We start from the raw sequence: 13,030 nt of genomic DNA, 5'->3' as shown, positions 1-13,030 counted from the left end.
ATCCGCCTGTTCTTTAAGCAGCGTTCGACTGCGGCAAGCGCGGCAGATTTTCCGCGATCATACGCCAGTCAGCCAGTTCCGCTTCGCCCTCGTGACGCTCGCCGAAGAACTGGATAATCAGCTCACCATTGGCATCATAAGCCTCAAGCGAAGTGACATGACCGTCCTTGGTTGGCTTACGAACAACCCAGGCATTGGCGATATGATCGGCGCGAAGGTGCAGATGGAAAGTCGGATCAAGCACATTGAGCCATGGACCCATTGTCTTGATTTCGGCAATCTTGCCGGTGTGAATCTGGATACAGCCACGGCTTCCAACAAAGCACATGATTGGAATCTGTTCCTGAACGACATGGTTCATCATCGCTTCGACAGCAGTCAGATCAACGCGCCATGCGAAATCCTGCCCAGCAAGATGCACGGCCTGATGACGATCAACGCCGAAATCTTTCAGAAGACCGACAAACTGGTGAACATCGGTGAGTGCGCCCCAGCGTTCACGGAACGCATCGGCATCGATAGCCGAAACATCGGCTTTTTCTGCCTTGGCAGCGACAGGCTTTGTTTCGATCGAAGGCGTCTGATCATCAAGCAACAGTTCAGAAACAAGCTGCTCGTAGGCTTCCAGATCAGAAGCTGGACGCAGATGAATTTTATGAACGGCTTCGCCCGATGCATCAAAGAACTGAAGGCTGCGGCGAACGTGTTCGCCATCAAGCTTGGCAACCGCAAAACCATGCACCCAGTGCTTTGGGAAAATGCGGAGATCGATTTCCTTGCCGAGCGTGAGCGACGCATGCGGTCCCCAGATCGTCTTTTCAAATGGACCGATCTTCTCGTGCACAGCGCTTTCATTGCGTGTCAACGCCATGACTTCGCCAAGCGAAGGGGCGTGTTTGAGCAAGGTTTCCACATCTGCGCGAATACGGCGAGCGGAGATCGAGCTGTCAGCATCTGCACCGGTGTAAGCCGCAATGAAATCGGCCTCTGATATCCCGAGGCTCTGCGCAAAATCACGTTCACGCATTTTCGGGTTATCTGCCCGTGCCTTGAGTATCTGCTCTGGGGAGGGCTTGGTCTGGGTCGTCATCTGTTGTTTGCCTATTTGTTCAGGATGAGCTTGCCTTGACGGGTGATCTTCAAACGATAGAGAGAGCCGCCGTGCTCTATCGCCACTTCACGAGAGCCGTTGAAGAGTTCACGGCTGCCATAAGTTTTGAGCTGCGGCTCGTAGGACTGTTCAGAAACGTGCGATTTAGCTTGTCCGCCCGTTTCAAGACGGGATTGAATTTCGGGCATGCGGCTGGAGACGCGTTCACGCGGCAACCGCACCTGCATGTCGATATGGATTCGCCTATTCATTTTATTGCCTCTGCACCAGTTATGGAGCCGTCTTGTGAACTGACCGGATGCCAAACAAATCATTAGTTGACATCGAAAGTCATGTTTTATAATCACTGCCTTACTGGATTAAACGAGTCAAGTTTAAATCTTGTTTTTTCCAGCGCAAGCCCGAAGGTTGTCCCTTCCAGCCAGCACAAATGCTCCTCTCGGGATGAGGAGAAACTAACCATTTGTAACAATTGATCTTCTTGCTCCCCTTTGGGCGCGAGAGACTTCCTTTGGCCTCAGGAGAAACCAAGGCAATGCGGGCGAAAAACGGGGAACAGACGCGGTCATTTCTGGCGAGCACAGGTCTCGCTGTTGTAATTCTGGCAATGACATCGAATGCATACGCGCAGGAACAAGCTGCAGCGACAGACAACAACGGCGTCGAGCTGAAACCTATTGTTATCAAGAACACACGCGGCACAAAGGGATCGGTTTCCGATACACCTTTGGCAAACGTCACAACCGCTGACGAAATCCGCAAGAAGGACATTGATTCCGTCCGGGATCTGTCCAACACGCTGGAACCTGGCCTCGCCGTCAGCGCTACGACCGGTAGCGTGAACATTCGCGGTCTTCAGGATGATCGCGTACTCACGACAATCGACGGCATTCCTATTCCTTATCTCGACGCAGCCATCCGTACCGATGTGAGCGGTGGCAGCAGCGATGCATATGATATTTCTGCTCTCTCCACATTTGACGTGCTTTACGGCGCAGATGCCAGCCGTCTTGGCTCGGGCGCTATGGGCGGCGCGATCGCGTTGAGAACACTGGAACCGGAAGACCTGCTTGCTCCGGGCAAAGCATTCGGCGGCATCGCAAAGCTGACTTACGACGGCTCCGACCGATCCTTCATCGGCTCTGGCGCGGTTGCACAGAAGATTCAGAACACCTCGGTTCTGTTTCAGGGCTCGTATAAGCGCGGCCATGAAATTCGCGGAACGGGTGACGTCGGCGGATATGGCGCAGCACGCACCGAGGCCGATCCTAAAGATTACGACCGCAGCAACCTGATGTTCAAGCTACGTCAGGAGCTTGAAGGCGGTCACACCATCGGCATAACAGCCGAGCGCAATCGGTATGATTCAGACACCAATCTGAATTCGGACGCAGGCACGACCTACAACAATCGCGATTACAATCAGAACCGCAAAAACGATCGTGATCGTGTATCGCTCGACTATCGTTATGAAGGCCAAGGCGATGGCCTTGTAAACAATGCCTGGGCAACTGTTTACTGGCAAAAGATGACGCGCTCTTATGGTACGGACACCATACGCAAAGGCGCCCTCGCAGGTCCTTTCAGCCGCCATTATAAGCTGGAGGATGAACGTTACGGGGCAAGTGGTTATACAAATCTCGGTTTCGACACTGGGATTCTCAATCACTCGCTGACTGTTGGTGGTGATTTCAGTATCGGCAAAAGCACTCAGTCGTTTACAGGTGATGACGCATGTATTCGTGGTGTTCAAAGCCCGACCTGCGCATTCTTGCATATCAATCAGGCAGATACACCTGACGTCGACAACTATCGCTTTGGCCTCTTCGCTGAAGACCGTATCGAAATAGGCGATACGCCTTTTGCCATCACTCCGGGTATGCGGTTTGACTGGTTTAAGTATGAGCCAGATTCGATAAGCGGTTATGCTAACAATTCGGACAGCCGCATTTCGCCAAAGATCCGCTTCTCCTGGCAGGCCACACCAGCTCTTGAACTCTTTGCGCAGGTATCTACGACTTACAAAGCCCCAGAAATTGATCAGCTTTATGTCACCTACCTGTCTGCTGGCTATGGCACAATCGGCAATCCTGACCTTAACCCTGAGAAGGGATACGGCATCGATGTCGGCGCAAATTTTGGCGATCAGAATTCAGGCGGTAAAATCACGGCATTCGTGAACCGCTACAGTGACTTCATCGATACCGTAACCACCCGCACAACCGAATTTCCAATGGGCCTGACCGAGTATCGCAACCTCGATAAGGCACGGATTGCCGGTATCGAAGTAAAAGCGCACCATAACTTCGTGAACGGCTTCAATGTGCACGGCACGTTGGCTTACGCGAAGGCTATGAACCTGGATGATAATATCCCATTGGCATCATCACAGCCCTTCAAGGGCGTGTTCGGTGTGGGTTACAATGCTGAATCCTGGGGCCTTGACACCAGTGTTGTCGCAGCGGCGTACGTTAATCAGACTATTTCAACCCAAACAGGGACACAAACACGTCGTTTGCCCGGCTATGGTCTCGTCAATCTGACAGGTTGGTGGGAGCCAAAACAACTGAATGGCACGCGTCTTCAGGCTGGCGTCTACAACATATTCGACAAGACCTACTACAACGCTATGAATGTAAACAGCTTAGCTAATGTGACTGAACGCTACTCAGAAGCTGGCCGCTACTTCAAGCTGTCGCTGACGCAGAAGTTCTAATCACATTCGGGAGGTTGTTGCCTCCCGGAAACCAATCGTCGTGTCTACGAAGTCCACCCAACTCTGACCGCGGCTGTGGCCTTCATATCCCGAGATACGACGCGGCGAGTGCGGGCCCTACCACCGCACTCGCCGGAAAACCAACAGGACACGACAGATCATCTGTGCGATTGTCCTGACGAATTTTTGTAGCCAGTCCATCTTTGCAAAGAAAAGGATCAGCAATGTTCATCGCAATGAATCGCTTCAAGGTTATCGTCGGCAACGAAGCCGAGTTCGAAACCGTCTGGAGAAACCGCGATTCCCAGCTCGCCGAACTTCCGGGCTTCGAAAGTTTCAACCTTCTGCGTGGCGCGACCAATGAAGAAGAAGGCTATACGCTTTACTCCTCGCACACTGTCTGGAAAACGCGTGAAGATTTTGTCTTCTGGACCAAATCAGAGCAGTTCCGCAACGCGCATCGCAATGCAGGCGACCGTAAGCCACTTTATGCCGGCCCACCTCAGTTTGAGGGATTCGAGGCTGTTGAAGGCATCTGATCGCTCGTTTGAGTGTGTTTTCCACACGGTGCGGCGAAATGGCACATAAAGTTGAAACGGGGTCAAAATGGCCCCGTTTTGAGTAGGTGAAAATGCTAATTAATGTTTAAAGATGGGCTGTTAACTCATATTTAGAATTATTCTAACTTATTGATTTTTAGAACGTTTCAAAAACATAAAATTTGACAGAACCACCCCACAAAAGCCATAACCTGACTTAATTCGGTGGGTTTTATAAAGACTTATCGAAGCTTACCTTTGATGTTCGGGCCTTTAACCCCTGCAATTGGAGGAACCATTGTTCGGTTCAGAGTTGCGCCAAGCGCGCGTACAAATAAATGTAGCAGCTGATAGCTGTATTTCTGATGCCTTCGCAGGCAACGAACGGGTTTATTCCAGCCGTATTGTGAATAATATACTTTCACATCGCATTGCAGATGCCGGAGTTTACTGCTCATGCTAGTCTGCAGCTGCAATGTTATTACTGATAAAGACATCGAAGCCGTCGTCATACAACTTCTCGATGAAGATTGCTGGCGGTTGATTGTCCCTGGCACCGTTTATAACGCCATGTCCAAGAGCGGCCGTTGCTGTGGCTGCTTCCCAAACGTCGTAGAAACCATCATAAGGGTTACCGAAGAATACCATCTTCGTCGCAACCATATGGACGAAAACGTCATCCAGTTCATGGATCGTGTACGTTCTCTACGAGAAAAATTCGGGAGTTCTTGGAATGAAAGGCGAACCAAAGGTCATCGAGCGGCTTAACGAGGCACTGTTTCTCGAGCTCGGCGCCGTCAACCAGTACTGGCTGCACTATCGTCTGTTGAACGACTGGGGCTTCACGCGTCTTGCAAAGAAGGAACGTGAAGAATCCATCGAAGAAATGCAGCATGCTGACAAGCTGATCGACCGCATTATCTTCCTCGAAGGTCATCCAAACCTTCAGACGGTTGCTCCGCTGCGCATTGGCCAGAACGTCAAGGAAGTTCTGGAAGCCGATCTGGCTGGCGAATATGATGCACGCGCATCATACAAGAAGTCGCGCGAGATTTGCGACGAACTCGGCGATTACGTTTCCAAGCAGCTTTTCGACGAACTGCTTGCTGACGAAGAAGGCCACATCGACTTCCTCGAAACGCAGCTCGATCTTCTCGCTAAGATTGGCGAAGAACGCTACGGCATGCTCAATGCAGCACCTGCCGACGCTGCTGAGTAAAATAGCCTGAATGAACGATTTTAAGCCGGGGCTACGCTCCGGCTTTTTGTTTATGAAGGGTTTCGGGAATGCGCGTGAACGAATAGGCTTATACCTACAAATTAAAGCATTTCCAGCAAAAGTGGGAACCGGTTTTGCGTCGGATAATGCGTAAAAACAAATAGTTACAGCGGCTCCAACGATTCAGTCTTAACTGGAACCGCTGTAAAGCCCATGGACGTTCTCAATGACCGATACTGCAATATCCATCCGCAAAGCCAGTCAGTCCGATCTGGCGGCGATTGTTGCCATGCTTGCAGATGATGCACTTGGGGCAAAACGCGAAGATGCAAGCCACCCATTGAAAGCGTGTTACATTGATGCATTCAACGCCATCGAAAGCGACCCAAACCAGCTGCTTGCTGTGGTTGAACAGGATGAACAATTAATCGGCTGCTTACAGCTCAGCTTCATTCCCGGCCTTTCGCGCAAGGGCATGTGGCGCGGGCAGATCGAGAGCGTGCGTATTGCAAGTAGTATACGCGGTGGTGGCGTAGGCCGACAAATGATTGCGTGGGCAATCGATAAATGCCGCGAACGTGGTTGCGAACTTGTGCAATTGACGACCGATAAATCGCGCGCCGATGCCCTGCGTTTTTATCAATCGCTCGGTTTTGTTGACAGTCATGAAGGCATGAAGCTGTCGCTTTAATGAATTCAACTAGTTCCTTGATGTAAAAGAAAAAGGGCGCATCAAGCGCCCTTCCTTATTCGATCTTCAAATTGCTTATTGTGGCAGCTTGTCGTCAACGCCTGCGACGTAGAAGTTCAGACCGAGCAGGGTCTTGTCGTCAGCCTGCTCGCCTTCCTTGAGCCACTCCGAACCGTCCTGCTTCTTGATAGGACCGGTAAATGGCTTGAAGTCGCCCGACTTGATCTTGGCTTCGGTTTCTTCAGCCAGTTTCTTAACGTCGTCTGGCATGTTGGTGTAAGGCGCCATCTTGACGAGGCCTTCCTTCATTCCCCACCAGATGTTCTGCGTCTTCCACGAACCGTCAAGCGCGGCCTTGGCGCGGTCGATATAGTATGGGCCCCAATCATCCACGATTGCTGTGAGCTGGGTTTCAGGGCCGAACTTGATCATGTCCGAAGCCTGACCGAATGCCTTGATGCCACGCTCATGCGCAACCTGGATCGGAGCAGTCGAATCCGTGTGCTGGGTCAGGATATCCACGCCTTGGTCAACCAGTGCCTTGGCAGCGTCTGCTTCCTTGCCTGGATCGAACCATGAATTGACCCAGATGACCTTGACCTTGAAGTCAGGATTGACCGACTGAGCGCCGAGCATGAATGCATTGATGCCCTGCACCACTTCCGGCACTGGAACCGAAGCGATATAGCCAGCAACGCCCTTGGTCGACATTTTGGCAGCGATCACGCCCTGCACATAGCGACCTTCGTAGAAGCGCGCATTGTAAGCAGATACGTTGTCAGCGGTCTTGTAACCGGTTGCGTGTTCAAACTTCACATCCGGGAACTTGGCAGCAACCTTGATGGTTGGGTCCATATAACCGAAAGAGGTCGTGAAGATCAGCTTGTTGCCTGCGCGAGCAAGACGCTCGATCGAACGCTCGGCATCCGCACCTTCCGGTACGTTTTCGAGGAAGGTCGTTTCGACCTTGTCGCCAAGAGATTCGATCATTTCCTTGCGGGCCACATCGTGCTGATAGGTCCAGCCGAAATCTCCCGGAGGTCCGATATAGATGAAGCCGACTTTCAGCTTGTCTTCTGCATGTGCTGCCCCGCCAACCATAAAGCTGGCTGCAGTGGCGATCGCCAACAGCGTCTTTTTCATGTTCCCTGCACTCCTTGTTGTCACCCTCAAAACAAAACGGCAGGCCGTGGGAGCCGGTCTGCCGTTCAGAACTCATATTTACCTGTCCGGCACAAAAGGTTTGCCGAGCGACGCAGGCGTATTCATCATCGTCAGACGCCTGTTGCGCGAGATGATGACCAGAACCACAATAGTCGCGATATAAGGCAAGGCCGAAAGGAACTGCGACGGAAGACCGAAACCAAGCGCCTGCGCATGAAGCTGGCCAATGGTTACGGCACCGAAGAGATAGGCGCCGATCAGAACACGCCATGGACGCCATGAGGCGAATACGACGAGTGCAAGTGCAATCCAGCCACGCCCTGCCGACATGTTCTCCACCCATTGAGGCACATAGACCAGCGACAGCTGCGCTCCCGCGAGCCCTGCACAAGCGCCGCCAAACAGCACGGCGAGATAACGCGTGCGAACCACATGCACACCAAGCGCATGGGCTGAGCCGTGATTGTCACCGATAGCGCGCAATTGTAGACCTGCTCTCGTGCGAAACAGGAACCATGTCACGCCAATCACCAGCAATATGGATATGTAGAAAATCGGATCCTGCCCGAAGAGGAAGCGACCGACATAAGGAATATCGCTGAGATATGGGATATTGATCGCACCTAAACGCACGCCCGGCATACCGACGAAGCTTTCGCCCAACATGGCTGAGGCACCAATGCCCAGAATAGTGAGCGCGAGACCTGTTGCTACCTGATTGGTCACAAGCGACAGTGTTAGAAAAGCGAAAATGCCTGAAAACAACGTGCCTACCAGAATGGCGGCAATCATGCCGAGCCACGCCGAGCCGGTGAACTGCGCGGCAGCAAACCCGGAAACAGCACCCATCAGCATCATGCCTTCGACGCCAAGGTTCAAGACGCCGGAGCGTTCGACAACGAGTTCACCAATGGCTGCAATCAGCAACGGTGTTGCAGCTGTTGCGATGGTGAGGAGGATTGCCTGTGTCAAATCCATTGATCAGGCCTTTCCTGCTGAGCGACCCGCCACAAAGCGGATGCGATAGTGAATGAGCGTGTCGCAAGCGAGCACGAAAAACAGGATCATGCCCTGAAACACGCGCGCTGACTTTTCGGAGATACCGATGGCAACCTGTGCCGCTTCGCCGCCAAGATATGAAAGTGCCAGCACGAAACCAGCTGCAATCGCACCAATCGGATTGAGCCTTCCAAGGAAGGCAACGATAATCGCCGTAAAGCCATATCCGGGTGAGATGACAGGGCGTAGCTGGCCAATGGCACCGGAGGTTTCGGCGATGCCTGCAAGACCAGCCAGTGCGCCTGAAATTGCGAAGACAAAGAAGACCAGCTTACCGCGACTGAAACCTGCAAAGCGCCCTGCCCGTGGGCTTTGGCCGATAACCTTGACCTCAAAGCCTTTCAGCGTCTTGGCGAGCAGGAACCAGACCAGCACCGCAGCAACAATGGCAAAGATGAAGCCCCAATGGGCACGGCCTGATGCACTCCAGATTTCAGGCAGCACCGCACTTGGATTAAACTGCCGGGTTTCCGGAAAATTATAGCCTTCCGGATTGCGCCATGGACCACGCACCAACCAGTCGAGGAACAATTGCGCGACATAAACCAGCATCAGGCTGGTAAGAATTTCATTGGTGTTGAAGCGAACTTTCAGAAGCGCCGGGATGGAGGCATAGGCAGCTCCACCCGCCATGCCCATCAGCATCATCAAAGGCAATACGATCCACATCTGCAGATCGGGGAACATCACCGGCAGGATCGAACCGGTAATTGCGCCAATAATGAACTGGCCTTCAGCGCCGATATTCCAGTTGTTGGACTGGAAACAGACGCAAAGACCAATGGCGATCAGAATAAGCGGTGTGGCCTTAACCAGAAGCTCATGCCATGACCAGACGTCAAACAGTGGTTCGACAAAGAAGACATAAAGCGCATGAAGCGGGTCTTTGCCCATCAACGCAAAGGCAATACCACCAAAAACAAGTGTAAGCGCCAAGGCCAGCAACGGCGAAACGGCGCTAAAGATTTTTGAAGGCTGCGGACGTTTTACGAGTTCAATACGCATCACGCTGCCCCCGCCTGATCCGAGCCGGAAACGCCGCCCATCAGAAGGCCAATCTTTTCCAGCGTTACGTCTGCGATAGGCATTGGATCGGAAAGCGCGCCATGGTTCATCACGGCAATACGATCACTGATTTCGAGCAGTTCATCCAAATCCTGACTAATCACAAGCACGGCTGAACCCGAGCGGGCGAGATCAACCAGAGCCTGCCGGATATGCGCCGCAGCGCCTGCATCCACGCCCCATGTCGGCTGATTGACGACCATTACAGAGGGAGAACGGTCCAGCTCGCGTCCGATGATGAACTTCTGCAGATTACCGCCCGACAAGGCCGAAGCTGGGGGATTTTCCGCACTCTTGCGTACATCCATTGTATCGATGATGCGCTTTGCAGCCGAGCGCAGCGCGCTTTCGGCAATAAGTTTCAACTTGCCGCCGCGCATGAAGGCCTTCGCATCGGTCTTATAGCGCGAAAGAAAAAGATTGTCGGTCAGCGTCAGCGCTGGAACCGCGCCATGTCCAAGGCGCTCTTCCGGCACAAAAGCTGCGCCCATCATGCGGCGCTCACTAATGTCGAGTTTGCCAGCATCCGTGCCACGAATGCGTACCGACGAGGGCGTAGATTGCAGAACCTCGCCCGAAATGGCTTCAAAGAACTCGCCCTGCCCGTTACCGGCAACGCCAGCAATACCAACAACTTCACCGGCTTTAATGCTGAGAGAAATGTCTTTCAGTGCAGTCGAAAACGGACCGCGCGGAGCTTGAGACAGGTTTTTGATTTCAAAAAGCGGCGCTGCCTGTGTTTCTAAAGCTGCCATCGGGCTGCGTGCCACGACCTTGATGTCATTTCCGACCATCATGCGGGCAAGCGATGCAGCCGTTTCCTGTCTGGGATCACAATGCGCGACGACTTTGCCGTGACGCAGCACAGTGGCGCGGTCGCAAAGCCGTTTCACCTCTTCCAGGCGATGACTGATATAAAGGATCGACTTGCCTTCCGCCTTCAAACGCTCCAGCGTTTCAAACAGGCGGTCAGCTTCCTGCGGTGTGAGAACCGATGTCGGCTCGTCAAGAATGATGAGGTCCGGTTCCTGCAAAAGGCAGCGCACAATTTCGATACGCTGGCGTTCACCAACCGAGAGGTCACCGACATGGGCTTGCGGATCAATTGGAAGACCGTAAGCCTGCCCCACATCGCGCGCACGTTTTGCGACTTCGGAAAGGGACAGCGAACCGTTGAGCGACAGCGCAATATTTTCGGCAGCAGTGAGCGAGTCAAACAGCGAGAAATGCTGGAAAACCATGCCGATGCCAAGTTTTCTTGCCGTAGCTGGTTCGTTGATTGTTACCGGCTGACCCTTCCAGACGATCTCGCCCTCCAGAGGCTGGAGCGCGCCGAACAGCATTTTCACGAATGTGGATTTGCCAGCACCGTTTTCACCCAAAAGGGCATGTATTTCCCCAGCTTCGATGACGAGATCTACCGCATCGCACGCTCTGAGTTGACCAAATACTTTAGTGAGCCGGCGGACATCCAAAAGAGGCCGGTCGGATAAAGGCGCTGACATTGTTCCCCAAGGTTATTTTTGAACGACCTTATCCAGCAAGTTCGTTCTTGAAAAGCCAAAAAGAAAACGGCGGAGGACATATGCACACCGCCGATTCATTTCACGCAATTTATGATCCAAAAAGCCTCGCAACTTTTCGGGATCGTGCTCACAGCTTCTATATTACGGAAGCAGAATACTCGCACCCGTCGTCTTGCGCGCTTCGAGGTCTTCATGCGCTTTACGCACATCTTTCAGCGCATAGGTCTGGTTGATTTCGATCTTCACTGCACCACTTGCGACGACATCGAACAACTCGTTCGCCGTCTTCTCGAGTTCAGCACGCTTTGCAACGTAATTAAACAGCGTCGGGCGGGTGGCAAAAAGCGAACCCTTCTGAGCGAGAAGATTGAGATCAAACGGGGGAATAACGCCGGATGACTGACCGAAGCAGGCAAACATGCCCAGCGGCTTCAGAACATCGAGCGACCCCATATAGGTGTCGCGACCCACGGAATCATAGACGACATTCACGCCCTCGCCGCCGGTCAATTCCTTCACACGTTCAACGAAGTTTTCGGTGCGGTAATTGATGACATGGTCATAGCCATGCGCTTTGGCCAGAGCGATCTTCTCTTCCGATCCGGCTGTACCGATAACGGTTGCACCAAGATGCTTCGCCCATTGACCGGCAATAAGCCCCACGCCGCCTGCTGCCGCATGAAACAGGATCGTGTGTCCCGGCTTCACAACGAAGGTCTGACGCAGAAGATATTGCGCCGTCATGCCCTTGAGCATCATGGCAGCAGCGGTTTTCAGTTCGATGCTGTCAGGTACTTTAACAAGCCTGTCGGCAGGCAAAATGCGCTCTTCGGCATAGGAGCCGGGCGTCGCTGCATAGGCAACCCGATCGCCAACCTTGAGGTTTTCGACGCCAGAGCCGACAGCCACGACAATGCCTGCCCCCTCGTTGCCGGGCGTAAACGGCATCTGCGCTGCCTTATAAAGTCCAGTGCGGAAATAAACGTCGATGAAGTTCAGCCCAATGGCCTCATGGCGCACCTTGGCTTCACCTGCTCCCGGCTCACCGATCTCGATCTGTTCATATTGCAGGACTCCCGGACCGCCGGTCTGGTGAACCCGAATAGCGTTGATCATGGTCTCCTCAGCCTCTCTTCTTCGCTTCTGCAGCCTGTTCAGCCGCGATAACAGCAGCAGTTCGTCCGAGATTAGGGAAGAACTGCATGATTGCGCCGATGAAGTAGATATAAAGACCGGTCACTGTGATGCCGACGCGCACCCAGAGCGGCGCATCGAGCGTATAGTAAAGACCTGCAGCGCCAAAGGCACACCACAGTAAAAAGATCGTCAGATTGAGCGGGCGCAGACGCACCACACGCACCGGATGCAGGAAGCTGATTGGCAGGAAGGAAAGGATCGCCGACAGAACCACAATGGCGAAGGCTTCCCATTCTCCGGGCCGGACAATGAAGAGCGTAAACACCACCATATTCCAGACGACCGGGAAGCCTTTGAAGAAGTTCTCCTTCGTCTTCATGCCGGTGTCGGCATAATAAATCGCGCTCGAAACCACGATAATCGCACCGGATATGAACGACAGGTTCGTCCCCATGAAACCGCTTTGATAAAGCGCAAAGGCCGGTATCAACACATAGGTCACATAGTCGATAATGTTGTCGAGCAATTCGCCCGACCAGTTCGGCAGCACATATTTGACTTCGAGCTTACGCGCGATTGGTCCGTCGATGCCATCGACGAACAATGCAAGACCAAGCCACCACCACATCGCGGTGTAGCGGCCATCACTTGCAGCCACGATTGACAGAAACGCCAGAAATGAACCGGACGCGGTGAGCAGATGAACAGAAAATGCCTTCGCCTGTGGCGCGGTCACTTTCTTGGCTTTGAGTTTTCCGGTCAGTTTGCTTTTCACGCCGTTTGCCATTTCTCTTGATCGCCGC

The 13,030-nt window shown here is 53.0% G+C and carries 13 protein-coding genes; 5 read left to right on the top strand and 8 right to left on the bottom strand.

All coding sequences use genetic code 11. The features are described from left to right. Positions 1-13 precede the first annotated feature (13 nt). A complete protein-coding gene (locus CEV34_RS23050; RefSeq protein WP_007878899.1) occupies positions 14-1,090 on the bottom strand; it encodes a hemin-degrading factor in 1,077 nt (358 codons plus the stop codon). 11 nt (positions 1,091-1,101) lie between these two features. Continuing rightward, on the bottom strand, positions 1,102-1,362 hold the full coding sequence (gene hemP / locus CEV34_RS23045) for a hemin uptake protein HemP (protein WP_039860725.1): 261 nt from the start codon (positions 1,360-1,362) through the stop codon (positions 1,102-1,104). A gap of 284 nt (positions 1,363-1,646) precedes the next feature. Here hemP and CEV34_RS23040 point away from each other — a divergent pair, with 284 nt between their 5' ends. The 5 genes from CEV34_RS23040 to CEV34_RS23020 all read left to right on the top strand — a co-directional run bounded on the left by CEV34_RS23040 (position 1,647) and on the right by CEV34_RS23020 (position 6,276). Continuing rightward, a complete protein-coding gene (locus tag CEV34_RS23040) occupies positions 1,647-3,827 on the top strand; it encodes a TonB-dependent hemoglobin/transferrin/lactoferrin family receptor (protein ID WP_007878897.1) in 2,181 nt (726 codons plus the stop codon). A 224-nt stretch (positions 3,828-4,051) separates the two neighbouring features. Next, positions 4,052-4,366: an antibiotic biosynthesis monooxygenase family protein gene (locus CEV34_RS23035; RefSeq protein WP_007878892.1), complete on the top strand. Its 315-nt coding sequence runs from the start codon at positions 4,052-4,054 to the stop codon at positions 4,364-4,366. A gap of 456 nt (positions 4,367-4,822) precedes the next feature. Beyond that, a complete protein-coding gene (locus CEV34_RS23030) occupies positions 4,823-5,134 on the top strand; it encodes a (2Fe-2S)-binding protein (RefSeq protein WP_083898663.1) in 312 nt (103 codons plus the stop codon). Then, entirely contained in the window at positions 5,100-5,585 is a 486-nt protein-coding gene (gene bfr, locus CEV34_RS23025) for a bacterioferritin (protein WP_007878888.1), read from the top strand. Before CEV34_RS23030 ends, bfr begins: the two co-directional genes overlap by 35 nt. Before the next feature lie 226 nt (positions 5,586-5,811). Then, positions 5,812-6,276, top strand: coding sequence for a GNAT family N-acetyltransferase (locus CEV34_RS23020; protein WP_007878886.1), 465 nt, complete (start codon positions 5,812-5,814; stop codon positions 6,274-6,276). Positions 6,277-6,351: 75 nt separating this feature from the next. Here the strand turns inward: CEV34_RS23020 and CEV34_RS23015 are convergent, their stop codons facing one another. From CEV34_RS23015 to pcsA, 6 genes are all read right to left on the bottom strand, one after another. Beyond that, positions 6,352-7,419 (bottom strand): BMP family ABC transporter substrate-binding protein, encoded by a 1,068-nt coding sequence (locus CEV34_RS23015; RefSeq protein ID WP_007878884.1) that lies wholly within the window; start codon positions 7,417-7,419, stop codon positions 6,352-6,354. 78 nt (positions 7,420-7,497) lie between these two features. Beyond that, on the bottom strand, positions 7,498-8,418 hold the full coding sequence (locus tag CEV34_RS23010) for an ABC transporter permease (protein ID WP_007878881.1): 921 nt from the start codon (positions 8,416-8,418) through the stop codon (positions 7,498-7,500). A 3-nt stretch (positions 8,419-8,421) separates the two neighbouring features. Then, positions 8,422-9,504: an ABC transporter permease gene (locus CEV34_RS23005; RefSeq protein ID WP_007878879.1), complete on the bottom strand. Its 1,083-nt coding sequence runs from the start codon at positions 9,502-9,504 to the stop codon at positions 8,422-8,424. Next, positions 9,504-11,069 (bottom strand): ABC transporter ATP-binding protein, encoded by a 1,566-nt coding sequence (locus CEV34_RS23000; RefSeq protein WP_007878877.1) that lies wholly within the window; start codon positions 11,067-11,069, stop codon positions 9,504-9,506. Before CEV34_RS23000 ends, CEV34_RS23005 begins: the two co-directional genes overlap by 1 nt. A gap of 162 nt (positions 11,070-11,231) precedes the next feature. Beyond that, positions 11,232-12,206, bottom strand: a complete 975-nt coding sequence (locus tag CEV34_RS22995) for a quinone oxidoreductase family protein (protein ID WP_007878876.1) — start codon at positions 12,204-12,206, stop codon at positions 11,232-11,234. Positions 12,207-12,213: 7 nt separating this feature from the next. Then, a complete protein-coding gene (pcsA, locus tag CEV34_RS22990) occupies positions 12,214-13,014 on the bottom strand; it encodes a phosphatidylcholine synthase (protein ID WP_007878870.1) in 801 nt (266 codons plus the stop codon). Between the last annotated feature and the right edge of the window lie 16 nt (positions 13,015-13,030).

Source organism: Brucella pseudogrignonensis (assembly GCF_002252525.1).
Lineage (GTDB): Bacteria > Pseudomonadota > Alphaproteobacteria > Rhizobiales > Rhizobiaceae > Brucella > Brucella pseudogrignonensis.
This window is presented reverse-complemented; position numbering and strand designations above follow the sequence as displayed.

Excerpts from the sequence above, each read along its gene's own strand:
- CEV34_RS23005 (WP_007878879.1), bottom strand. The coding sequence starts at position 9,504 with ATGCGTATTGAACTCGTAAAACGTCCGCAGCCTTCAAAAATCTTTAGC.
- CEV34_RS23050 (WP_007878899.1), bottom strand. The coding sequence starts at position 1,090 with ATGACGACCCAGACCAAGCCCTCCCCAGAGCAGATACTCAAGGCACGG.
- CEV34_RS23035 (WP_007878892.1), top strand. The coding sequence starts at position 4,052 with ATGTTCATCGCAATGAATCGCTTCAAGGTTATCGTCGGCAACGAAGCC.
- CEV34_RS22995 (WP_007878876.1), bottom strand. The coding sequence starts at position 12,206 with ATGATCAACGCTATTCGGGTTCACCAGACCGGCGGTCCGGGAGTCCTG.
- CEV34_RS23010 (WP_007878881.1), bottom strand. The coding sequence starts at position 8,418 with ATGGATTTGACACAGGCAATCCTCCTCACCATCGCAACAGCTGCAACA.
- bfr (WP_007878888.1), top strand. The coding sequence starts at position 5,100 with ATGAAAGGCGAACCAAAGGTCATCGAGCGGCTTAACGAGGCACTGTTT.
- CEV34_RS23015 (WP_007878884.1), bottom strand. The coding sequence starts at position 7,419 with ATGAAAAAGACGCTGTTGGCGATCGCCACTGCAGCCAGCTTTATGGTT.
- CEV34_RS23000 (WP_007878877.1), bottom strand. The coding sequence starts at position 11,069 with ATGTCAGCGCCTTTATCCGACCGGCCTCTTTTGGATGTCCGCCGGCTC.
- CEV34_RS23030 (WP_083898663.1), top strand. The coding sequence starts at position 4,823 with ATGCTAGTCTGCAGCTGCAATGTTATTACTGATAAAGACATCGAAGCC.
- CEV34_RS23020 (WP_007878886.1), top strand. The coding sequence starts at position 5,812 with ATGACCGATACTGCAATATCCATCCGCAAAGCCAGTCAGTCCGATCTG.
- pcsA (WP_007878870.1), bottom strand. The coding sequence starts at position 13,014 with ATGGCAAACGGCGTGAAAAGCAAACTGACCGGAAAACTCAAAGCCAAG.
- hemP (WP_039860725.1), bottom strand. The coding sequence starts at position 1,362 with ATGAATAGGCGAATCCATATCGACATGCAGGTGCGGTTGCCGCGTGAA.
- CEV34_RS23040 (WP_007878897.1), top strand. The coding sequence starts at position 1,647 with ATGCGGGCGAAAAACGGGGAACAGACGCGGTCATTTCTGGCGAGCACA.